This is a genomic window from Streptomyces sp. GL_140, from assembly GCF_057834465.1.
The window spans coordinates 1682012-1703982 of the sequence record NZ_CM174404.1; the positions used below are offsets into that span (position 1 = coordinate 1682012).

Below are 21971 nucleotides of genomic sequence, written 5' to 3' on the forward strand. Positions count from 1 at the left end.
GGACGGAGGCGCGCTTGAGCGCACGAGGGAAAGTGGATCAAGTGAAGGCCTTCGGGGCCCGGTTCAGTGACGGGCGTGCAGTGCCGCCTCGCCGGCGGCCCGCATCGCCCCGAGCGGAGCGTCGGGGCGTCCCGTCATCCGCTCGACCTGGAGCACCGCCTGGTGGACCAGCAGGTCCAGGCCGCCGAGGACCTTGCCCCCGCGACCGGACCAGGCGGCCGCGAGCTCGGTCGGCCAGGGGTCGTAGAGGACGTCGAAGAGCGTGCCGGGAGCGGCGGGCACGGCGCCGGCCAGGGCGTCCGTGGAGCCGGCCGGGGTGGTCGCGATGACCAGAGGCGCGCTCAGGGCCTGCGCCGCGTCCGCCCAGTCGGCCGTCCGCACGTCCACACCGAGCCGCTCCCCCCACTCCCGCATCTCCGCGGCCCGGGCCGCGGAGCGTACGTACGCAGTCACCTCGCCGGTGCAGATCCGGGCGAGCGCGGCCAGCGCCGAGGAGGCGGTGGCGCCCGCGCCGAGGACGGCCGCGGACTCCACCTTCTGCACGCCCTGCTCGCTCAGGGCGGAAATCAGCCCGGGGATGTCGGTGTTGTCGCCGACCCGGCGGCCGTCCTCGGTGAAGACGACCGTGTTGACCGCCTCGACGGAGGCGGCGGTGTCGCTGATGCCGTCCAGCAGCGGGATGATCGCCCGCTTGAGCGGCATCGTCAGCGAGAGCCCGGCCCACTCGGGGCCGAGTCCCGCGAAGAACTCCGGGAGTGCGGCCTCGTCGACTTCGAACCGGTCGTACGACCAGTCGTCGAGGCCGAGCTCCCGGTACGCGGCGCGGTGCAGCACCGGTGAGAGGGAGTGCTCGATGGGAGAACCCAGCACCGCGGCCCGTATCCGTGACATGTCCTGCTACCCGCCGTTCTTCTGCTTCTGCCGTTCCTGGAACTCGGCGACGAGCTTGAGGTGCTCCTCGTAGGTCTTGGTGAAGGTCGTCTTGTTGCCGTCGACCGACACGAAGAACATCCAGCCGCCGTGGTCCGGGTCGAGGGTAGCGCTCACCGCGTCCGCACTCGGGTTCCCGATCGGCCCCGGGGGCAGTCCCTTGACGTGGTGCGTGTTGTACGGGTGGTCGAAGGCCTGGGCTTCCTTCAGGTTGAAGTTGATCTCGCTCTGGTTCTTGATGTAGTTGTACGTCGAGTCGAACTCGATCTTCTGGTTGGTGACGTCGTTGGTCTTCTTGAGGCGGTTGTAGACCACCTCCGACATCTTCCGGAAGTCGTCGTGGTTCTTGCCCTCGGCGTTGACGAGGCTGGCGACCGTGATCACCTGGAGCGGGTTCTGCAGGCCCAGGCTCTTGGCCTTGGCCTCGACCCCGAGCTCCGTGTACTTGTCGGTCGCGTTCTTGACCATCTGCTTGAGCAGGGACTCGGGGGTGCTGTCGTTGGTCAGGTCGTACCGCATCGGGTACAGGAAGCCCTCGAGCGGGTCCATGATCTTCGGGTCGTTGTTGGCCCACGCCGGCAGGCCGAGGTTCTTGATCTCGCTCTTGGCGAGGGACTGCGTGGTGCCCGCGGGCTTGTTGAGCTTCTCGTCGATCGCCTTGTAGACCGTCGAGTTGCGCATGCCCTCGGTGACGGTGATCACCCGGAGCTTGGTCGGGTCCGTCATGAGCGTGACCGCGGAAGCCGCGGACATCTTCTTCTTGAGCGGATAGATGCCCGGCTGGATCGTCTTGCCCTTGGGGTCGGCATTGGCCGCGTTCACGAAGGCCTGGGCGCTCGCGACCACGCCCTTCTCCTTGAGGATCCGGCCCATCTGGCCCAGGCTGGCCCCCTTGGGGATCTCCACGTCGACGGACTCGTCGATGCCGGAGCCCGCGAAGTCCTCGGCCGCGCCGAACCTGCCCTTGAGGTAGGTGTAGCCGTAGTAGCCGCCACCGCCGAGCACGCCCACGATGACCACGGCCGCGATGAGGCAGGCCATGCCGCTGCGCTTCTTCGGCTTGCCGCCGGAGCGACCGGAGCGGCGACCGCCGCCTGAGTCGCCGTCGTCCCCGTCATCGCCCTCGTCGCGTCCGCCGCCGCCCAGGAAGGACTCCTCGGCCTCGTCGGCCTTGACGTCCTCGTCCTGCCACTGGGCCTCGGGCTCCAGGTGCCGCCGGCCCGGGGGCTGCGGCGGCGGGTAGGCATCGGGGGTGCCGTAGAGGTCGGGGGCCTCGCCGGGGTAGGCGCCCGCCTGCTGCTGGGCGTACGGTTCCGCCCCCGCGTACGGGTCGGTGGCCTGGGCCACGCCCACGTACTCCATGCCGGGCTGGCCCTGGGACTGGACATGGGCCTGGAACTGGCCGGTGTCCCAGCCCTGGCCCCCGTACGTCTCCTGGTGCTGCTGGGGCGCCTGCTGCTGCAGGTGCGGAACCGGCTGCATGTACTGGGGCTGCTGGTGCTGCTGGGCCTGCGGGTACGGATCCTGCTGGTACTGGCCCGGGTGCTGCTGCTGCCCGTACTGCGGGTGCTGCTCCTGCACGTAGTGGGGGTGCTGCGTCTGCTGCTGCAGGTCGTCGACGTAGGGCGGCTGACCCTGCTGGGCCTCGTGTCCGGTCCACCCCTGGTCCCCGTAATGGGGATCCTCGGGGTGCCACGGTTGGGGGCCGGGGCCCCCGCCATACTCAGTCATCGATCCCCTAGCGCGCCGCGGGGCGTTGGCCACGGCTCCGTCCGCCGCGACACCCTGTTCCGCCTCTGCTGGTGGGCGACGGCTGTTCGAATGCCGTCACTTCGCGCGGAACGTTACCGTATCGCGATCAGACAACCACTTCGACGCACTCTCCAGGCGGATTACCTGATACCCGTTCGGTCTCCAGAGCGTTCTGAAGGATCACCACCGCGGCCGCCTGGTCGATGACCGAGCGGCCCTTCTTCGCATTGCGCCCGGAGGCACGCAGGCCCGCGGCCGCCGTGACGGTGGTCATCCGCTCGTCCACCAGACGGACCGTCACGGGCTTGATGCCCTTGGCGAGTTCCATGGCGAAGGCGCGGCACTTGGCGGCCGCCGGCCCCTCCCGTCCGCTGAGCGAACGGGGCAGGCCGACCACCACCTCGATGGGGTCGTACTCCTCGACGAGCTGCCGCAGCCGCCGGTGGGCGAAGGGGATGTCCCGGCCCGGGACCGTTTCCACCGGTGTGGCCAACACCCCGTCGGGGTCGCACGAGGCGACCCCGATCCGGGCGTCCCCGACGTCGATGGCGAGCCGGCGGCCGCGGCGCAGCGTCATCAGGCGGTCTCCCCCACGAGGCGCTCGACGGCCGCGATGGCGTCGCCGATGGCGGCCGGGTTCTGGCCGCCGCCCTGGGCCACGTCGGGCTTGCCGCCGCCACCGCCGCCGAGGGTCTTGGCGGCGGTGCGGACCAGGTCGCCGGCCTTGAGGCCGCGCTCGCGGGCCGCCTCGTTGGTGGCGATGACGGTCAGCGGGCGGCCGCCCGCCACGGTGAACAGGGCCACGACGGCGGGACGGTCGCCCTGGATGCGGCCGCGGACGTCGAGGACCAGCTTGCGCAGGTCGTCGGCGCCGGTGCCGTCCGGCACCTGGCCGGTGACCACGGCCACGCCGCGGACGTCCTGGGCACCGGCGGCGAGGCCGGCGGCGGCCTGGAGGACCTTCTCCGCGCGGAACTTCTCGATCTCCTTCTCGGCGTCCTTCAGCTTGCCGAGCATGGAGGCGATCTTCTCCGGCAGCTCCTCCGGACGGCCCTTGACCAGCTCCTGGAGCTGGGCGACGACCGTGTGCTCCTTGGCGAGGAAGTTGTACGCGTCCACGCCGACGAGGGCTTCGACGCGGCGCACGCCGGAGCCGATGGAGGACTCGCCGAGCAGCTTCACGAGGCCGAGCTGGCTGGTGTTCGCCACGTGGGTACCGCCGCACAGCTCCTTGGAGAAGTCGCCGATGGTGACGACGCGCACGCGCTCGCCGTACTTCTCGCCGAACTCGGCGATGGCGCCCTGCTTCTTCGCCTCGTCGATGCTCAGGATCTCGGCGGTGACGTCGAGCTCGCGGGAGAGCACGTCGTTGATCTTCTGCTCCACGTCGGTGAGGACCGACCCGGGGACCGCGTTCGGCGAACCGAAGTCGAAGCGGAAGCGGCCGGGCGAGTTCTCGGAACCGGCCTGGGCGGCCGTGGGGCCGAGCGCGTCGCGCAGCGCCTGGTGGGTGAGGTGCGTGGCCGAGTGGGCGCGGGCGATGGCCCGGCGGCGGTTCACGTCGATGGCGGCGTAGGCGGAAGCGCCGACGGTCACCTCGCCTACCTGGACGGAGCCCTTGTGCACGGAGACGCCGGGGACAGGCTGCTGGACGTCGCGGATCTCGATGATCGCGCCGGAGTCGAGCTTGATGCGGCCCTGGTCGGCGAGCTGACCGCCGCCCTCGGCGTAGAAGGGGGTGCGGTCGAGGACGACCTCGACCTCGTCGCCCTCGGAGGCGGCGGGCGAGGAGACGCCGTTGACCAGGAGGCCGACGATGGTGGACTCGCCCTGGTTGGTGGCGTAGCCGGTGAACTCGGTGGCGCCGGAGCCGTCGGCGATCTCCCGGTAGGCGGACATGTCCGCGTGGCCGGTCTTCTTGGCCTTGGCGTCGGCCTTGGCCTTGTCCTTCTGCTCCTGCATCAGGCGGCGGAAGCCGTCCTGGTCCACGGAGAGGCCCTGTTCGGCGGCCATCTCCAGGGTCAGGTCGATCGGGAAGCCCCAGGTGTCGTGGAGCAGGAACGCCTTGTCGCCGGCCAGGACCGAGCCACCGGTGGCCTTGGTCTCGGTGATGGCGGTGTCGAGGATGTTCGTTCCGCCGCGCAGGGCCTTCACGAAGGCGGCCTCTTCGGCGAGCGCGACGGTCTCGATGCGCTTGCGGTCGGTCACGAGCTCCGGGTACTGCTGCCCCATCGTGTTGATCACGACGTCGACGAGGTCCTGGACCACCGGGCCGGTGGCGCCCATGAGGCGCATGTTGCGGATGGCGCGGCGCATGATGCGGCGCAGCACGTAGCCGCGGCCCTCGTTGCCGGGGGTGACGCCGTCGCCGATGAGCATGACGGAGGTGCGGATGTGGTCGGCGACCACGCGCATCGAGACGTCGGTGCCCTGCGCGGCGCCGTACTGCACGCCGGTCAGCTCGGTGGCCTTCTCCATGACCACGCGCAGGGTGTCGGTCTCGTACATGTTCTGTACGCCCTGCAGGATCATGGCGAGGCGTTCGAGGCCGAGACCGGTGTCGATGTTCTTCGACGGCAGGTCACCGAGGATCGGGAAGTCTTCCTTCCCGTCGCCGGCGCCGCGCTCGTACTGCATGAAGACCAGGTTCCAGATCTCCACGTAGCGCTCGTCGTTGACGGCGGGGCCGCCCTCGACGCCGAACTCCGGGCCGCGGTCGTAGTTGATCTCGGAGCAGGGGCCACAGGGACCCGGGACGCCCATGGACCAGAAGTTGTCCTTCTTGCCCAGGCGCTGGATGCGCTCGGCGGGGACGCCCACGACGTCGCGCCAGATGGTCTCGGCCTCGTCGTCGTCGAGGTAGACGGTGATCCAGAGCTTCTCGGGCTCAAGGCCGTAGCCGCCGTCCGCCACGGAGCTGGTGAGCAGCTCCCAGGCGTACTTGATGGCGCCTTCCTTGAAGTACTCGCCGAAGGAGAAGTTGCCGCACATCTGGAAGAACGTGCCGTGGCGGGTGGTCTTGCCGACCTCTTCGATGTCCGGCGTACGGACGCACTTCTGCACGCTGGTGAGCGTCGACCCGGGCGGCTTGACCTCGCCGAGGAAGTACGGCTTGAAGGGCACCATGCCCGCGTTGACCAGCAGCAGAGTCGGGTCGTCCGCGATGAGCGACGCCGAAGGGACAACGGTGTGACCGCGCTCCTCGAAGAAGCTCAGCCAGCGGCGGCGAATTTCAGCCGACTCCATCAGTGGTCCTCATTCCGGTTGTACGAAAACTTATTGGTCTGGCCGTGCTCAATGGCCCGCAGCCGCCGCGGCCCGGGAAGGGCGGTGACGTTGTCGGGCCGGTCGGGATCCTGGTGGAGTCCCAGTGCGTCGTTCAGCTCGTCCTCGCGCTGCGACATTCCCGCCTTGACGTCGAGGGCGAAGTCCTTGAGGCGGTGGCCCGCCTCGACCGCCTTGTCGGCGGCCTGTGCGGCGAGGCTCTCCGGGGTCAGCTTCTTGAGCTGCCGGTTGACCTTGGTGGTGGCCCACACGCCGGCGGCTGCGCCTGCGGTGAACCAGAAGGCTCGGCGGAACATCGGAGGTCTCAGCCCTTCTGCTTCCGGCGCCGGGGCGACGGCACCGTACGGCCAACGATCACGGTACGTCGCGCGGTCCTGCGTGGCACGTCCTCGGAACCGGCACCGGCCGCTCCGCCCTTGCCCAGCGCCTTGCGGACGCCGTAGCCGAAGGCCGCGATCTTCACGAGCGGGCCGCCGAAGGTGGACGCGACGGTGGAGGACAGCGCGGAGGCGTTGGAGGTGACTTCCTGGACGTCGCTCGCGATGGCGTCGACCCGGTCCAGCTGGGTGCGGGCGGAGCGGACGGTGGTGGACGCGTCCGCGAGCAGCGGGACGGCCTGGTCGGTCACGTCGGCCACGAGCTTCGTGGCCGCCTTGAGCACCTGGGCCAGCCTCACCAGCACCACGGCGAGGAAGGAGACCAGGATGGCCCAGAAGACGGCCACCAGGATCCCGGCCACCTCTCCACCGGACACGTCACACCGCTCTCTACACATTGATCACTAAGCGAAAAAGTCGTCCTCCGACCCTATCGCGCCGGAGATCCGCCGCAGTACCGGAATTCGGGGACGGGGCCGCGGGCCCGGCTGCGCCTTGTACCCAAAGCATTCGGACGAGTACCCTCCGTGTCCCATGCGACACAGACCCCTTGGACACAGGACGCCGGGCAATCTTCCCTCGGACCTGAGCGGCTTTGTCGGGCGGGGTGTCGAACTCGCCGAGCTGGGGCGACTACTGGATTCCTCGCGATTGGTCACCGTGACCGGAGCGGGTGGTGTCGGCAAGACCAGGCTGGTGCTGGCCGCGGCGAGAGCGGTGGCCGAGGCCGCGGCGGAGCCCGGTCCGGCGGACCGGGCAGACCCCTCCGACCGGGCGCAGGAACGCTACTGCGACGGCGTGTGGCTGGCCGAGCTGGCCTGCGTACGGGATCCCGAACTGCTGGAGCTGACCCTCGCGGAGTCGCTCGGCCTGACCGACCACACCACACGGCCGCTGAACATCGTGCTCGCCGAACACCTGGCCGAGCGGCGGCTGCTGCTGGTCCTGGACGGGTTCGAGCAGCTGGTCGACGAGACCGCCGCCCTGGTACGGGAACTGCTGCGCCGCTCCCCCGGCCTGCGGGTGCTGGCGGCCGGCCGGCGCCCGCTGACCCTCGACGGGGAGCTGTCCTGGCCGCTGGCCCCGCTGGACCCGGACGAGGCCCTGACCCTGCTGACCGAGCGGGCCGCGGCGGCCGACCCGGCCTTCGCCCTGACGGAGGCCAACCGGACGGTGCTGGCCGAGCTGTGCGTCCGGCTCGACGGCCTGCCGCTGGCACTGGAGCTGGCGGCGGGCCGGCTGCGCACGCTCTCCCCCGCGCAGGTGCTGTCCCGGCTGGAGGACCGCTTCGGCCTGCTGACGGGCGGCGGGCGCGGGGCGCTGCCCCGCCACCGGGCGCTGCGGACGGCGATCGGCTGGAGCCACGAGCTGTGCACCGCCCGGGAGCGGCTGCTGTGGGCCCGGCTGTCGGTCTTCGCGGGGCAGTTCGACCTGGACGCCGCCGAGTACGTGTGCGCGGGCCCGGACCTGCCGGTGGACTGCGTGCTGGACCTGGTCGGGGAGCTGCTGGGGCAGTCCCTGCTGGTCCGGGAGGAGACCGCGGCCGGGGTGCGCTACCGGATGCTGGAGACCGTACGGATCTACGGGGCGGGCTGGCTGGAGTCGCTGGGCGACGCCACCCGGCTGCGGCGCAGGCACCGGGACTGGTACGTGGGTCTGGTGACCTGGTGCGAGCTGGACTGGTTCAGCCCGCGCCAGCAGGAGGTGGCCGCGCTGGTGGAGGCGGAGCTGCCCAACCTGCGGCTCGCGCTGGAGTGCTGCCTGGACGAGCCGGAGGAGATCCACCTCGGCCAGTACCTGGCGGGCACCCTCTGGTTCTACTGGGCGGGCTGCGGCCGGCTCTCCGAGGGCCGCCACTGGCTGGACCGGACCCTGGAGGGCGGCCCCGGGAACGACCTGGATCTGGCGGGGCTGGACCTGGGGATCGACCTGAGCCTGGAGCTCGGGCTGGGCCCGGCCGGTCCCCCGGACACGGGCGGGGAGTACGAGAGCTCTCGGCTGAAGGCCCTGTGGGTGCTCGGGTACGTGGCGGCGCTGCAGGGCGACGCGGTGGCCTCGATGAGCGCCCTGTACGAGTGCCGGGACGGGGCCGCGCAGAGCGGGAACCCGGTGGCGACGGCGTACGCGGTGCACCGGATGGGCTGCCTGGCGCTGATCTCGGACGACATGGCGCGGGCCCGGGAGCTGCTCGGCGGGGCGCTGGAGCGCTACCGGGAGGCCGGGGAGCTGAACAGCAACGTCCTGATGTGCCAGGTGGAGCTGGCGATGACGCTGGCCTTCCAGGGGGAGCCCGCGGGCGCGCTCGCGCTGTGCGAGGAGGTCCGGGACATCTGCGAGGAGCGCGGGGAGCGCTGGACGAAGGCCTACGCCCTGTACGTCCTCGCCTACGCGGCCCTGGACTCGGGCGAGACGGCCGAGGCGCGTCGGCTGCTGAGCGAGTGCGTGGCGATCAACCACGCGTTCCGGGACCTGGTGGGACTGGTGCTGGCGATGGAGCTGCTGGCGCTGGTGACGGTCGCCGAGGGGCATCCGGCCGAGGCCGCCGTGCTCCAGGGTGCGGCCGAGCCGATGTGGGACGGGGTGGGGATGCAGCTCTTCGGCTCGGGGTACTTCAACGCCCCGCGCCTGATGTGCCAGGAGCGGGCGGGCGAGCTGCTGGGCGCGGAGCGGTACGCGTCCTGCGCCCGGCACGGGCGGACCCTGCCGGTGGACGCGCTGGTGGAGCGGGCCCTGCGGGGGCCGGAGCCGACGTCGGCACCGGCTCCGGCGCCGACGGGCGCGGCCCCGCTGCCGAAGCCGCGTACGACCGCCGATGCCCCGCCGGGATACCCGAGAAGCAGGAAACCCGCCGACTCCCCCAAGGGGGAACCGGCGGGCTGACCAGCCTGTGAGGCTACGGCCGCTGGTACGAGATCAGCGGGCGTAGTACTCGACGACGAGCTGCTCGTCGCAGATGACCGGAATTTCCTTGCGGTTCGGGTCGCGGTCCAGGCGGAAGGCCAGGGCCTTCAGGTTGACCTGCAGGTAACGGGGGGTCTCGCCCTCGCCTGCGTAGCCACCCTCACGGGCAACCTGGAACGGAACCTTCTCGCGGCTGCGCTCGCGCACCGTGATGACGTCGTCCGGACGGACGCGGAACGACGGCTTGTCGACCTTGTCGCCGTTGACCTCGATGTGGCCGTGAACGACCATCTGGCGAGCCTGGTAGATGGTGCGGGCAATGCCCGAACGCAGGACCAGGGCGTCGAGGCGACGCTCGAGCTCGACGACCAGCGCCTCGCCCGTCTTGCCTTCGGCCTTCTTGGCGCGGTCGTACGCGCGGGCCATCTGACGCTCAGAGATGTCGTACTGAGCGCGCAGACGCTGCTTCTCCAGCAGACGAACCTTGTAGTCCGAGTTCTGCTTGCGGCCACGGCCGTGCTCGCCCGGCGGGTAGGGGCGGGCCTCGAAGTACTTGACGGCCTTCGGGGTCAGCGCAATGCCGAGGGCACGCGACTTCTTGACCTTGGGTCGCTTCTGGTTCACGTGGAACCTACCTCCATGTAAGTTAGGTGAGGCTTACCTTAGCGAGGAGGACGTAATGTCTCGACCACATGGGATCCCCCTGCCCAGTGCGCATCGAAGTTCAGATCCAAACGAAACAGGATCTGCTTTCGACGACGATTGGCAGGGTCAGCCGCGTCCCAGGGAAGGCGTTCGGCAGCTCACCGGAGCCGAACGCGTACGAACCCTCGTAGAGTCCAACGCCTCAGTATCCCTCACCCTGCCCGGTGCTCTTGACCAGGGAGAGTTCGGAACAGGGGTGCCGGCCGCAAGGACCGTCACCCCGGACGGGGACGTGATTCTCCTGGTGTCAGGGGAATCCGCGGCTGCCAGGGCAGCCGCTCACGCCCAGGACGACGACCTCACCGCCGTGATCGAGATCACGGATGTGGCGCCGGTGTCCGTGCCCCATCGTATCCGAGGCCGCGCGTGGCTCGCCGGGTGGCTCACTCCGGTGCGGGGAACCGCCGAACGAGCGGCCTGCGCGGCGCTGCTGGCCGAGCGGCACCCGGTCGGCGAGCTCCTCGGGATGTCCGAGTCCCTCGAACCCCCCTACGCGGGCCGGCCCGCGTGGGTGCTGCTGCGCCTGGAGGTCGGCGAGATCTCCGTGGACGACCTGTGGGGCGCCGAGCACGTGGACCCCGAGCTGCTGGCCGCGGCCGAACCGGACCCGATGGTGGCGCACGAGTCGGAGATCCTCCAGCACCTGGCCGCCTCGCACGGCGACCGGATGGGCGAACTGCGCGGGCTGCTCGGCTCCCGGGGCGAGAGCCAGGACCTGACGGCGGTCCCCCTCGCACTGGACCGCCTCGGCCTGCGGGTGCGCTTCACGCGCGGGGCCACCGCCTTCGACGCCCGCTTCGACTTCCCCGAGCCGGTCGGCGACATCTGCGGCCTGCGCCGGGCGATGCGCACCCTGTTCGCCTAGGACGGACCGCCCGCCTGGGCCGGACAGGTGCCGAGCATCTCGCTCAGCGCTTCCTTCTCCGGCGGGGTCACGGACAGCCCGTACTTCGCCTTGATCCCGGTGTAGCGCCGCGCGTACTCGCACCAGTAGCCCTTGACCGGCGGCTTCCACTTGTCGGCGGTCTTGCTGCTCTTCTCGTAGTTGGTCTGCTTGTCCACGGCGAGCAGCACGTCGAGGTCGTTGGCGTACGCCAGCCTGCGCTCCGGGGTCCAGGCGTACGCACCCGCGCGCCAGGCGGCGCCGAGGGCGACGACGTGGTCGGTCTGGATCTGCGAGGCGCGCCGGTAGTAGTAGGGGAGCTCCTTGCCCGTGTACGGATCGTGCAGGGTCCCGGACACGACGACGCAGGGGTTCCGGTCACCCTCCCGCAGCTCCTTGAGGTCCCTGCGCAGGACGTCGTCCCGGGTGTCGCACCCGTTGCGCCCGCCGACGGCGTCGGTCTCGTCGGACCAGTACCTGCCGAAGTTCTCCCGCTTGTACGTCTCCCAGTTCTTGCCCCACTCGACGGTGAGCCCGCCCAGCTGGGTCCTGGCGGTGGCCGCGCTCGGAGGGAACCCGGCGCTGGAGAGCGGCACCTCCGCGAGGAGCGCCGCGGCGCTGGAGCGAGCCGTCCCGGCGTCGCCGTGGTGGCAGCCGCCGAGCAACAGCACGGCCGCCAGGGCGATCAGTGGAGCAGGACGTCCCATGCGACGGAGCCTAGGCGCCGACACCCTGCCCGGCATTCCGACGCGAGCCGCGCTGAAACCAGCCCCGCTGGCGTTTGAGGCGCGGGGGTCCGGGGGCTGGTCCCCGGCAGCGGCGCCGCAGGTCAGGACCCGCCGCCCCGCAGCCGCTCGCGGACCTTTTCCACCACGTCCGCGTAGCGGGCTTCGGCTCCGTACCTCGTCGGCTCGTAGTACCGCTTCCCCTTCACCTCGTCCGGCGCGTACTGCTGCGCAGCAATACCGCCCGGCACGTCGTGCGGGTACACGTACCCCACCGCGTGGCCCAGCTTCGCCGCCCCCTTGTAGTGCCCGTCCCGCAGGTGCGCCGGCACGGACCCGGCCAGCCCGGCCCGGACGTCCGCCAGCGCCGCACCGATCGCGGTCGTGGCGGTGTTCGACTTCGGGGCCAGCGCCAGCGCGATCGTCGCGTGGGACAGGGTGAGCGCCGCCTCCGGGAAGCCGATCATCGCCACCGCCTGGGCCGCCGCGACCGCCAGCGGCAGGGCGGTGGGATCCGCGAGCCCGATGTCCTCGCTCGCCGAGATCATCAGCCTGCGCGCGATGAACCGCGGGTCCTCCCCCGCTTCGATCATCCGTGCCAGGTAGTGCAGCGCCGCGTCCACGTCCGAGCCCCGGATCGACTTGATCAGCGCGCTCGCCACGTCGTAGTGCTGGTCGCCGTCCCGGTCGTACTTGACCGCCGCCCGGTCGACCGCCTCCTCGACCGTCTGGAGGGTGATCTCCGGCTCTCCCTTGGCGATCGCCGAGCCCGCGCCCGCTTCCAGTGCCGTCAGCGCGCGGCGCGCGTCGCCGCCCGCGATCCGCAGCAGGTGCGCCTCGGCGTCCTCGGGCAGCGTCACCGCTCCGCCCAGGCCGCGCTCCTGCGTCAGCGCCCGGTGCATCAGCGCGCGCAGGTCGTCGTCCGTCAGCGGTTCCAGCGTGAGCAGCAGGGACCGCGACAGCAGCGGGGAGATGATCGAGAAGTACGGGTTCTCCGTGGTCGCGGCGATCAGCGTGACCCAGCGGTTCTCCACGGCCGGCAGCAGCGAGTCCTGCTGCGCCTTGCTGAAGCGGTGGATCTCGTCGAGGAAGAGGACGGTGTCCTTGCCGTATCCGCCGGCCGCCCGCTTGGCGCCCTCGATGACCGCCCGTACCTCTTTGACGCCCGCGGTGATCGCGGACAGCTCCACGAACCGCTTCTTGGTCGCCTGGCTCACCACGTAGGCGAGGGTGGTCTTCCCGATCCCCGGCGGACCCCACAGGATCACCGAGGAAGCCCCGGCCGGGCCTCCGTCCCCTTCGCCGACGAGCCTGCGCAGCGGGGAGCCGGGCTTGAGCAGGTGCTGCTGGCCGACGACCTCGTCCAGGTTGCGCGGGCGCATCCGGACGGCGAGCGGAGAACTGGAGGGGTCCTTCGCCTGGCGGTCCTCGGCGGCTGCGGTGAAGAGATCTGGTTCCACACCGGAAGCCTATGCGAGCCCGCTGACAGCGCCGCCCGCGCTCAGGAGGTCCGGACTCAGGAGGTCCAGAAGTCCCACCAGCGGGTCAGGATCAGCATGCCGATGATCCCGATGTGCAGGACGGGCAGCACCCACGTGAACTCGTCGAAGAAGGCGCGCAGCCAGCCGGGGGCGCCCAGCATCCGGTTGCGGACGTTGTGCGAGGTGACGTACCAGAACATGAAGATGGTGGCGACCCAGGCCAGGCAGCACCACAGGCACAGCGAGTTGATGTTGTACAGCGACTGGTACATCAGCCAGGTGCAGAAGCCGACGCCGAAGAGCATTCCGGCGTTCAGGGTCAGCCAGTACCAGCGCGGGAAGCGGGCGCCGGCCAGCAGGCTCACGCCGACGCAGACGACGATGCCGTAGGCGACCAGTCCCAGCATCGGGTTCGGGAACCCGAAGACGGACGCCTGGTCGCTCTTCATGATGTTGCCGCAGGACACGATCGGGTTGAGGCTGCAGCCCGGCGTGAAGTTCGGGTCCTCCAGCAGCTTGAACTTGTCGATCGTGATGACCCACGCGGCGAGCAGGCCCGCGGCTCCGGTGATCACCAGCAGCAGGGCCAGCGCCCGGCTGCCGCCGACGGCGGTCCGCGGAGCGGCGTCCGCGTCCGTACCTCGTGTCGTCATACCGCCCGCTCCACATCGTCAAGGTCCACAAGCACCGGCCATTGTGCCGTACGGATCCAGGTGTCCACCGTTCGGTGGACATAAGGAGGTACGCACGGGGGGACCGGTCGGGCGCGTTCCGCCACACCATTTGAGACATGACACGAAACGCGGTGCAGGTGCGGGGGCTTCGCAAGCAGTACGGCGAGGTCACCGCGGTGGACGGACTTGATCTGACGATCCGGCAGGGCGAGGTCTTCGGACTCCTGGGGCCCAACGGCGCCGGCAAGAGCACGACGGTGGAAATACTCCAGGGCCACCGCCAACGGGACGGCGGCGAGGTCAGCGTGCTCGGCTCGGACCCGGCCGTCGCGGGGCGGGCCTGGCGCTCGCGCGTCGGAATCGTCTGGCAGGACGAGTCGGCGCCCGCCGAACTGACCGTACGGGAGACGGTCGAGCACTTCGCCCGCTACTACCCGGCCCCGCGCGACCCGGCCGGGGTCATCGCCCTGGTCGGACTGGAGCACAAGCGCGAGGAGCGCGTGAAGTCGCTCTCGGGCGGCCAGCGGCGCCGGCTCGACGTGGCGCTCGGCGTCATCGGCAACCCCGAACTGCTCCTCCTCGACGAGCCGACCACCGGCTTCGACCCGGCGGCCCGCCGCCAGTTCTGGGACCTGATCCGGCTGCTCTCCGCCGAGGGCACCACCATCGTGCTCACCACGCACTACCTGGAGGAGGCCGAGGCCCTCGCCGACCGCCTCGCGGTCATCGCGAACGGCAAGGTCGTCGCCGAGGGCGAGCCGGCCGGACTGCGCTCCCGCTTCGGCACCGGCGCCACCGTCGAGTGGACCGAGGCCGACGGCACCTCGCGCAGCGTCTCCACCGAGACCCCCACCCGTACCGTCGCCGAGCTCATGGCCCGCTTCGACGGCGAGATCCCCGGCCTGAAGATCGGCCGCCCCACCCTGGAGGACGTGTACCTGCGCCTCACGGGACAGCTCGTACCCGCCACCGCTCAGCAGCCGGAGGAAGCCCGATGAGCACCGACGTCACGAAGGCCGCGGCGGCCCTGCCCGGCGCCTGGGCCCTGGGCCTGAGCCGCGGGGCCCTGGAGATCAAGCAGTTCGCCCGCCAGCGCGATTCGGTGATCTTCACCTTCGCCTTCCCCATCGTCTTCCTCACCCTCTTCGCCTCGATCTTCAGCGGCACCGTGGAGGGGACCGGGATCACCGCCTCCCAGCTCTACGCGGCGGGCATGGTCGCCGCCGGCATCATGTCCACCAGCTTCCAGTCGCTCGGCATCTCCATCGCCGTCGAACGCGACGAGAAGGTGCTGCGCCGGCTGCGCGGAACCCCGATGCCGCCGGCCGCGTACTTCCTCGGCAAGGTCTGGATGGTGCTCGCCACCGGAATCGCCGAGACCGCGATCCTGCTGCTCGTCGGAGCCACGCTCTTCGGCCTGGACCTGCCGACCTCCGCCGCGAAATGGCTCACCTTCGCCTGGATCTTCGTACTCGGCCTGGCCGGCTGCGCGCTGCTCGGCATCGCGATCAGCAGCCTGCCCAAGTCCGGCAAGAGCGCGAGCTCGGTGGTCGTCCTGCCCTTCCTGGTCCTCCAGTTCATCTCCGGCGTCTACATCCCCATCAACCAGATCCCGGACTGGCTGCTGAACATCGGCGCGCTGTTCCCGCTGAAGTGGATGTGCCAGGGGCTGCGCGGGGTGTTCCTGCCGGAATCCGCGGCCGTCCTGGAGCAGGCGGGCAGCTGGGAGTATGGAAAGGTCGCCCTGGTCCTGGGGGCCTGGGTCGTCGGAGGGCTGGTCCTGTGTCTGCTGACCTTCAAGTGGAAGAACCACCGCGACGGCTGAAGGGCTTCACGGCGACGACGACCGGGGCGCGCGAGGCCCACGTCTGGGACCGCGCCTTCGGGCCGTGGGACCTCTACTTCGGGCTGGTGTGGGTCGCCACCGTGGCCTTCGTGTCGGCCGCCGGATTCCCGGCGGCCGGCTACCGGCTCCTCGCCGTCGCGCTGATCGTGCCGCTCGCCCCCTGGTACGTGTGGGCCGGGCGCCCGCTGCTCCTGCAGGAGCCCGACGCCCGGCCCCGGGAGTCACTGCGCTACCTGGCCGGGAACCTGGCGCTGTTCCTGCCGGCCGCCGTCCTCGTCGGCGAGGCCCGGCTGGCCGCCTTCGCGCTCGTTCCCCCCTGCTTCATGCTGCTGCCGGTGCGCCGGGCGGTGGCCGCGGTGGCCCTGGTCGCGCTGGCGCCGGTGGCCGGCTGGGCGGTGCTGTGGCGGCCCCCCGGTCACGACGTGTTCGTGAGCGCCCTCGGCGCGTTCGTCACCTTCGTCTTCTCCGCCTTCATCGGCGCCTGGATCACCCGGATCATCCAGCAGAGCCAGGAACGGGCCTCCCTGATCGCCGAACTCGACGCCAGCCGGGAGGAGGTGGCCCGGCTGTCCGCCGCCCAGGGGGCCCACGCCGAAAGGGAGCGCATGTCCCGCGAGATCCACGACACCCTCGCCCAGGGCTTCACGAGTCTGCTGATGCTGGTCCAGGCCGTGCAGTCCGAGCTCGACACGGACCCGGAGCAGGCCCACCGGCACCTGGAGCTGATGGCCGTCACCGCCCGGCAGAACCTGGCCGAGGCCCGGTCCCTGGTCTCGGGCGGCGCCCCCGCCGACCTGGACGCGGGCTCCCTGCCCGATGCCGTACGCCGCCTCGCGGCCCGGCAGGACCCGCCCGCGGCCGCTTCGGTGACCGGGGAGGTCCGGCCGCTGGCGGCGGCGCTGGAAGTGGTGGCCCTGCGGTCCTGCCAGGAATCCCTGGCCAACGCCGCGAAGCACGCCGGTCCCGGTGCCCGCTGCTCGCTCTCCCTGGCCTACGGTGACGCCGAGCTGACCGTCACGGTCAAGGACACCGGACGGGGCTTCGACCCGACGGCCCCCGCCCCGGGCTACGGCCTGCGCGGACTGCGCGCCCGCGCGGCGGAGGTGGGCGGCACGGCCTCGATCGACAGCGCGGCCCACACCGGCACCACCGTCACCGTGACACTCCCGATCCGCTGAGGAGCCGTACGACATGATCCGCATCCTGCTGGCCGACGACCACCCGGTGGTACGGGAGGGCCTGCGCGGCATGCTCAGCGCGGAGCCCGACCTGGAGGTCGTCGCGGAGGCCTCGAACGGTCCCCAGGCGGAGGCACTGGCCGCGGAGCTCCTCCCCGGCCTCGACCTGATCCTGATGGACCTGCGGATGCCGGGCGGCGACGGCGTCGAGTCCATCGCCCGGATCACCGCGGCCGGGCTGCCGGTGCGGGTGGTGGTCCTGACGACGTACGAGGACGACCGGGACATCCTGCGGGCGGTGGAGGCGGGGGCGGCGGGCTACCTGCTGAAGGACATGGCGCGGGCGGAACTGGCGGAGGCGGTACGGGCTGCCGTGCGCGGCGAAACGGTCCTGGCCCCCTCGGTGGCGGGCCGCCTGGTCGACCGCCTGCGCACCCGCCCGGAGCGCCCGCGGCTGTCGGAGCGGGAGGTGTCGGTCCTGCGGCTGGTCGCGGGGGGCGCGACGAACGCGGAGATCGGGCGGCAGCTGTTCGTGGCCGAGTCCACGGTCAAGACCCATCTGCTGCGCGTCTTCGCGAAGCTGGAAGTCACGGACCGCACGGCGGCGGTGACCACGGCCATGCGGCACGGCCTGCTGTAGCGGGGCCGGGGCAATCCAGCCTCGCCGGGCAAAATCCAGCCCCGTCGACGTTTGAGGCGCGGGGTCTGGGGCGGAGCCCCAGGGAACGGCGAAAGGGCGGGGCGGGGAGAGCTCCGTACAGCGGCTCCCCCGCACCCGCCCCCACAGGCGGCAGCGACCGTCAGGCCAGCTTCGCGCGGACCGTGTCCACGAGATCGGCCACGGCGACCGGCGTCTGCTCCCCGGACTCCATGTCCTTCAGCTGGACCACGCCCTCCTCGAGGTCACGGTCGCCCGCGACCACCGCGAACCGCGCCCCGCTGCGGTTCGCGTCCTTCATCGCACCCTTGAGGCCCTTGCCCCCGTAGCTGATGTCCGCCGCGACACCGGCGCGCCGCAGCTCGGTCACCAGACCGAACAGCACCGGCTTCGCCCCGCCCAGCGCCACCGCGAACACGGAGGTCGCGGCGGGGATGTCCAGCTCGATGCCCTCGGCTTCGAGCGCCAGCACCGTACGGTCGACGCCCAGCGCCCAGCCCACCGAAGGCAGCGCCGGCCCGCCGATCATCTCGGAGAGGCCGTCGTAGCGGCCGCCGCCGCCGACCGCCGACTGCGAGCCCAGACCGTCGTGGACGAACTCGAAGGTGGTCCGCGTGTAGTAGTCCAGCCCGCGGACCAGCTTCTCGTCGTCCTCGAAGACGACCCCGGCCGCCGTCACCAGCGCCCGGACCTCCTCGTGGTACGCCTTGCACGCGTCGCACAGGTAGTCCCGCAGCATCGGGGCCCCGACCAGCTGCTTCTGCACGTCGTCGCGCTTGTCGTCGAGCACGCGCAGCGGGTTGATCTCGGCCCGGCGCACGGTCTCCTCGTCCAGGTCCAGCCCGCCCAGGAACGCCTGGAGTGCCTCCCGGTACACCGGGCGGCACTCCTTGTCGCCCAGCGAGTTGAGCAGGATCCGGAAGTCGCGCAGGCCCAGCGAGCGGTACGCCTGGTCGGCCAGGATGATCATCTCGGCGTCCAGCGCCGGGTCCTCGGCTCCGATCGCCTCGGCGCCGACCTGGGAGAAGTGGCGGTAACGGCCCTTCTGCGCCCGCTCGTAGCGGTAGTAGGAGCCGGAGTACCAGAGCTTGACGGGCAGGCCGCCGAGCTTGTGCAGGTTGCCCTGGAGCGCCGCGCGCAGCACGGACGCGGTGCCCTCGGGGCGCAGCGCGAGCTCGTCGCCGCCCTTGGTCGTGAGGGTGTACATCTCCTTGCTGACGATGTCGGTGGACTCGCCGACACCGCGCGAGAAGAGCTTGACGTCCTCGAAGCCGGGGGTCTCGACGTACCCGTAGCCGGAGTTCTTCAGGGGCGCGGCGATGGCCTCGCGCACCGCCAGGAAGGTGGCCGAGCGGGGCGGCAGCAGGTCGTACGTGCCCTTGGGGGCCTGAAAAGTACTCACGAAACTCTCGTCACATTCCTCGTCGTGGAGACGTGAAACCGTCTCCCAGGCCGGCGGCCACCTGCCGCAGGTACGGGTTGGTGGCGCGCTCACGGCCAATGGTCGTGTGCTCGTTGTGTCCGGGCAGCACCACGGTCGAGTCGTCGAGCGGCAGGCACACGCGGGCCAGCGACTCGAGCATGTCGGCGTGGCTGCCGCCGGGGAAGTCGGTGCGTCCGATGGAGCCGGCGAAGAGCAGGTCGCCCGAGAACAGCAGCGGAGGGATGTCCGCGGCCCCGGGCATCCCGAAGGTCACCGACCCCGGCGTATGGCCGGGGGCGTGCGACACGGTGAGCTCCATGCCCGCCAGGGCGAGCTTCGCGCCGTCGGTGAGTTCCTTGACCTCGGAGGGCTCCCCCACCGTGAGCTCGCCCATGAGCTGGGCTCCCAGGGAGCGGCCGAGGGCCTTCTCCGGGTCGCTCATCATGAAGCGGTCCGCGGGGTGGATCCAGGCCGGTACGTCGTGTGCTCCGCACACCGGGACCACGGAGGCCACATGATCGATGTGGCCATGGGTCAGGACGACCGCGACGGGCTTGAGCCGATGCTTCTTCAGCGTCTCCTCGACACCCCTGGTGGCCTGGTGGCCAGGGTCGATGATGACGCACTCCTCGCCGGCGGCGGGGGCGACCACGTAACAGTTGGTCCCCCAGGCCCCGGCGGGGAACCCGGCAATCAGCACGTTCGTCCCTCAAATCGTCGTCCGGCGGGAGCTTCGGCGGCCGCCGAAGGTCGGAAGGTCGCTGCTCAGAGCCTACCGGCGCCGCTCATTACACAGCGAACCCATATACGGTACGGCCTAACCCAGCCCGGACAGTGGTACCAGATACGCACAAGGAGACGACCCGGTGGTCACGAGCGATCAGCGGCGGCGCCAGCTCGCCCGAGAGAAGTACGAACGCCAGCAGAAGCGGCGTGCCGAAGCGCGGCGCAGGACGCGACAGCGGATGGCCGTGGTCGGGGCGGTGGTGGCCGTGGTCGTCGCCACGCTGGTCGGCCTCGTGGTGGGCGGCGTCTTCGACAAGGACAAGAAGAACGAGGCGGCCGATCCGGCGGCGAACCCGTCGGCCTCGCCGACGCCGAAGCAGTCCCCCTCGCCGGCGATGGCGATCGACGCCAAGGCGAAGTACACCTTCGACCTGAAGACGAGCGCGGGTGAGGTCAAGTTCGAGATGGACGCGGCGAAGACCCCGCAGACGGTCAACTCGTTCAAGTCGCTCGCCGACAAGAACTTCTTCGACAACACCAAGTGCCACCGTCTGACGACGAGCGGGATCTTCGTCCTCCAGTGCGGTGACCCCCAGGGCACCGGCATGGGCGGCCCCGGCTACACCATCGCGGACGAGAACCTCGACTCGCTGGGCAAGGCGAACGACCAGGGTCAGGTGATCTACCCGGCGGGCACCGTGGCGATGGCCAACACCGGTCAGCCCGGCTCGGGCGGCAGCCAGTTCTTCCTGGTCTACAAGGACAGCCCGCTGGCCCCCTCGTACACCCCCTTCGGCAAGATCGACGCGGCCGGTCTGAAGGTGCTCGAAGAGGTGGCCAAGGCCGGTACGGCCGACGGCGGCTCGGACGGCGCGCCGAAGACCCCGGTGACCATCGAGAAGGGCACCGTCACCCAGAACTGACGGGGACCGGGCGCCCCGGGCCCGGCCGGCGCCGCACCCGTACGTCGATATTCCGTCGTGCTGGATGCGGACAGCCGGCCCGGCGGTCGCCTATGTTGGCGTTGTGCAGGGCGGGCGCGGCCCGCCCCAGGAAACTGTGGACGATGCCCAGGGGGTGAACCCCTCGCAAGGCATCAGGTGGAGGAGGCGCTGTGAGCAGCGACCCGTGGGGCCGAGTCGACGAGACCGGCACCGTGTACGTGCGTACTGCCGATGGCGAGCAGGTCGTCGGATCGTGGCAGGCGGGCACCCCGGAGGAGGCCTTGGCCTACTTCGAGCGCAAGTACGAGGGCCTGGTGGTCGAGATCGGCCTCCTCGAACGACGAGTACGGACCACCGATCTGTCCTCCAAGGACGCCCAGACCGCCATCGAGCACCTGCGCACGCAGGTGGACGAGCACCACGCCGTGGGTGACCTCGAAGCGCTGCGCGGCCGGCTGGACAAGCTGGTGTCGACCGTGGACTCGCGGCGCGAGGAGCGGAAGATCCAGAAGGCCAAGCAGACGGACGAGGCCCGTGCGGCCAAGGACGCGCTGGTCGCCGAGGCCGAGCAGCTGGCGCAGAGCGACCAGTGGCGCAGCGCGGGCGAGCGGCTCCGGGCGCTGGTGGACATCTGGAAGGGTCTCCCCCGCCTCGACCGCAAGTCGGACGACGAGCTGTGGCACCGCTTCTCGCACGCCCGCTCCGCCTTCTCCAAGCGCCGCAAGGCCCACTTCGCCTCGCTCGACGCGCAGCGCGAGGACGCCCGCAAGGTCAAGGAGAAGCTGGTCGCGGAGGCCGAGGCGCTCTCGAAGTCGGCCGACTGGGGTCCGACCGCGGCGCGCTACCGCGAGCTGATGGAGGACTGGAAGGCCGCGGGGCGTGCGCAGCGCGAGTCCGAGGACGACCTGTGGAACCGTTTCCGCGGCGCCCAGGACGTGTTCTTCGCGGCGCGCAGCGAGGTCTTCGCCGAGCGCGACGCCGAGCAGGTGGAAAACCTGAAGCTGAAGGAGGAGCTGGCCGACGAGGCCGAGAAGCTCGTCCCGATCACCGACCTGAAGGCGGCCCGCGCCGCGTTCCGCTCGCTGAACGAGCGCTGGGAGGCCATCGGCCACGTACCGCGGGACGCGCGTCCCAAGGTGGAGGGCCGGATGCACGCCGTCGAGCGGGCCATCCAGGAGACCGAGGAAGGCGAGTGGCGCCGTACGAACCCGGAGGCGCGGGCCCGTGCGGCCGGCCTGACGGGTCAGCTGCAGGCGGCGGTCGACAAGCTCCGCGGCCAGATCGACGCGGCGCGCGCGCAGGGCAACAACTCCAAGGCCGACAAGCTGTCCCGGGAGCTGGAGGGCCGTCAGGCCCTGCTGGACCAGGCGCTGAAGGGCCTCGAGGAGTTCGGCGGCTGATTCGGGTCCGCCCCGTACGTGACGAGGGCCCCGGTACTGATTCCAGTACCGGGGCCCTCGTCATGTACGGGGCGGTCTTGCGC

At 70.9% G+C, this 21971-nt stretch carries 20 protein-coding genes; 8 read left to right on the plus strand and 12 right to left on the minus strand.

Translation table 11 applies throughout. The features are described 5' to 3' along the window. Nucleotides 1–63: 63 nt before the first annotated feature. The 6 genes from AC3IYJ_RS07810 to AC3IYJ_RS07835 all read right to left on the minus strand — a co-directional run bounded on the left by AC3IYJ_RS07810 (nt 64) and on the right by AC3IYJ_RS07835 (nt 6721). Nucleotides 64–891, minus strand: a complete 828-nt coding sequence (locus tag AC3IYJ_RS07810; RefSeq protein ID WP_489400606.1) for a shikimate dehydrogenase — start codon at nt 889–891, stop codon at nt 64–66. Nucleotides 892–897: 6 nt separating this feature from the next. After that, a complete protein-coding gene (gene mltG, locus AC3IYJ_RS07815) occupies nt 898–2661 on the minus strand; it encodes an endolytic transglycosylase MltG (RefSeq protein WP_489400607.1) in 1764 nt (587 codons plus the stop codon). A gap of 127 nt (nt 2662–2788) precedes the next feature. Further along, the gene (gene ruvX / locus AC3IYJ_RS07820) at nt 2789–3259 is read right to left on the minus strand and encodes a Holliday junction resolvase RuvX (protein ID WP_330295417.1); all 471 of its coding nucleotides are present in this window, start codon (nt 3257–3259) and stop codon (nt 2789–2791) included. Continuing rightward, entirely contained in the window at nt 3259–5928 is a 2670-nt protein-coding gene (gene alaS / locus AC3IYJ_RS07825) for an alanine--tRNA ligase (RefSeq protein WP_489400608.1), read from the minus strand. The genes ruvX and alaS overlap by 1 nt, the downstream gene beginning before the upstream one ends. Next, nucleotides 5928–6263, minus strand: a complete 336-nt coding sequence (locus AC3IYJ_RS07830) for a DUF6167 family protein (protein WP_384657400.1) — start codon at nt 6261–6263, stop codon at nt 5928–5930. The genes alaS and AC3IYJ_RS07830 overlap by 1 nt, the downstream gene beginning before the upstream one ends. 8 nt (nt 6264–6271) lie before the next feature. Then, nucleotides 6272–6721: a DUF948 domain-containing protein gene (locus tag AC3IYJ_RS07835; RefSeq protein ID WP_489400609.1), complete on the minus strand. Its 450-nt coding sequence runs from the start codon at nt 6719–6721 to the stop codon at nt 6272–6274. Nucleotides 6722–6878: 157 nt separating this feature from the next. On the opposite strand from AC3IYJ_RS07835, the gene AC3IYJ_RS07840 reads away from it, so the two are divergent. Continuing rightward, complete coding sequence (locus tag AC3IYJ_RS07840) at nt 6879–9224, plus strand: ATP-binding protein (RefSeq protein ID WP_489400610.1); 2346 nt, start codon at nt 6879–6881, stop codon at nt 9222–9224. A 33-nt stretch (nt 9225–9257) separates the two neighbouring features. On the opposite strand, the gene rpsD is transcribed toward AC3IYJ_RS07840, so the two are convergent. Then, nucleotides 9258–9869, minus strand: a complete 612-nt coding sequence (rpsD, locus tag AC3IYJ_RS07845) for a 30S ribosomal protein S4 (RefSeq protein WP_008740451.1) — start codon at nt 9867–9869, stop codon at nt 9258–9260. A gap of 55 nt (nt 9870–9924) precedes the next feature. On the opposite strand from rpsD, the gene AC3IYJ_RS07850 reads away from it, so the two are divergent. Beyond that, a complete protein-coding gene (locus AC3IYJ_RS07850; protein WP_489400611.1) occupies nt 9925–10815 on the plus strand; it encodes a DUF2470 domain-containing protein in 891 nt (296 codons plus the stop codon). Here the strand turns inward: AC3IYJ_RS07850 and AC3IYJ_RS07855 are convergent. The 3 genes from AC3IYJ_RS07855 to AC3IYJ_RS07865 all read right to left on the minus strand — a co-directional run bounded on the left by AC3IYJ_RS07855 (nt 10812) and on the right by AC3IYJ_RS07865 (nt 13692). Continuing rightward, nucleotides 10812–11540, minus strand: a complete 729-nt coding sequence (locus AC3IYJ_RS07855; RefSeq protein WP_489400612.1) for an HNH endonuclease family protein — start codon at nt 11538–11540, stop codon at nt 10812–10814. The two genes, AC3IYJ_RS07850 and AC3IYJ_RS07855, sit on opposite strands and share 4 nt — an antisense overlap. Before the next feature lie 122 nt (nt 11541–11662). Beyond that, nucleotides 11663–13018: a replication-associated recombination protein A gene (locus AC3IYJ_RS07860; RefSeq protein ID WP_489400613.1), complete on the minus strand. Its 1356-nt coding sequence runs from the start codon at nt 13016–13018 to the stop codon at nt 11663–11665. 56 nt (nt 13019–13074) lie between these two features. Next, the gene (locus tag AC3IYJ_RS07865) at nt 13075–13692 is read right to left on the minus strand and encodes a vitamin K epoxide reductase family protein (RefSeq protein WP_489400614.1); all 618 of its coding nucleotides are present in this window, start codon (nt 13690–13692) and stop codon (nt 13075–13077) included. A gap of 137 nt (nt 13693–13829) precedes the next feature. Here AC3IYJ_RS07865 and AC3IYJ_RS07870 point away from each other — a divergent pair, with 137 nt between their 5' ends. The 4 genes from AC3IYJ_RS07870 to AC3IYJ_RS07885 are packed head-to-tail and all read left to right on the plus strand — an operon-like array spanning nt 13830 to nt 17377. Next, on the plus strand, nt 13830–14711 hold the full coding sequence (locus AC3IYJ_RS07870; protein WP_489400615.1) for an ABC transporter ATP-binding protein: 882 nt from the start codon (nt 13830–13832) through the stop codon (nt 14709–14711). Beyond that, on the plus strand, nt 14708–15538 hold the full coding sequence (locus tag AC3IYJ_RS07875) for an ABC transporter permease (RefSeq protein WP_489400616.1): 831 nt from the start codon (nt 14708–14710) through the stop codon (nt 15536–15538). Before AC3IYJ_RS07870 ends, AC3IYJ_RS07875 begins: the two co-directional genes overlap by 4 nt. Next, nucleotides 15514–16737 carry a sensor histidine kinase gene (locus AC3IYJ_RS07880; RefSeq protein ID WP_489400617.1) on the plus strand — a complete coding sequence of 408 codons (1224 nt, stop codon included), beginning with the start codon at nt 15514–15516 and terminating at the stop codon, nt 16735–16737. Before AC3IYJ_RS07875 ends, AC3IYJ_RS07880 begins: the two co-directional genes overlap by 25 nt. Before the next feature lie 13 nt (nt 16738–16750). Continuing rightward, the gene (locus tag AC3IYJ_RS07885; RefSeq protein WP_489400618.1) at nt 16751–17377 is read left to right on the plus strand and encodes a response regulator; all 627 of its coding nucleotides are present in this window, start codon (nt 16751–16753) and stop codon (nt 17375–17377) included. Nucleotides 17378–17537: 160 nt separating this feature from the next. Here the strand turns inward: AC3IYJ_RS07885 and hisS are convergent, their stop codons facing one another. Then, nucleotides 17538–18797 carry a histidine--tRNA ligase gene (gene hisS, locus AC3IYJ_RS07890; protein ID WP_489400619.1) on the minus strand — a complete coding sequence of 420 codons (1260 nt, stop codon included), beginning with the start codon at nt 18795–18797 and terminating at the stop codon, nt 17538–17540. 10 nt (nt 18798–18807) lie between these two features. Continuing rightward, on the minus strand, nt 18808–19518 hold the full coding sequence (locus tag AC3IYJ_RS07895) for an MBL fold metallo-hydrolase (RefSeq protein ID WP_489400620.1): 711 nt from the start codon (nt 19516–19518) through the stop codon (nt 18808–18810). 166 nt (nt 19519–19684) lie between these two features. Here AC3IYJ_RS07895 and AC3IYJ_RS07900 point away from each other — a divergent pair, with 166 nt between their 5' ends. Both AC3IYJ_RS07900 and AC3IYJ_RS07905 read left to right on the plus strand, forming a co-directional pair. Beyond that, nucleotides 19685–20467 carry a peptidylprolyl isomerase gene (locus tag AC3IYJ_RS07900; protein WP_489400621.1) on the plus strand — a complete coding sequence of 261 codons (783 nt, stop codon included), beginning with the start codon at nt 19685–19687 and terminating at the stop codon, nt 20465–20467. A gap of 191 nt (nt 20468–20658) precedes the next feature. Then, entirely contained in the window at nt 20659–21888 is a 1230-nt protein-coding gene (locus AC3IYJ_RS07905) for a DUF349 domain-containing protein (RefSeq protein WP_489400622.1), read from the plus strand. The last annotated feature ends 83 nt before the right edge of the window (nt 21889–21971 follow it).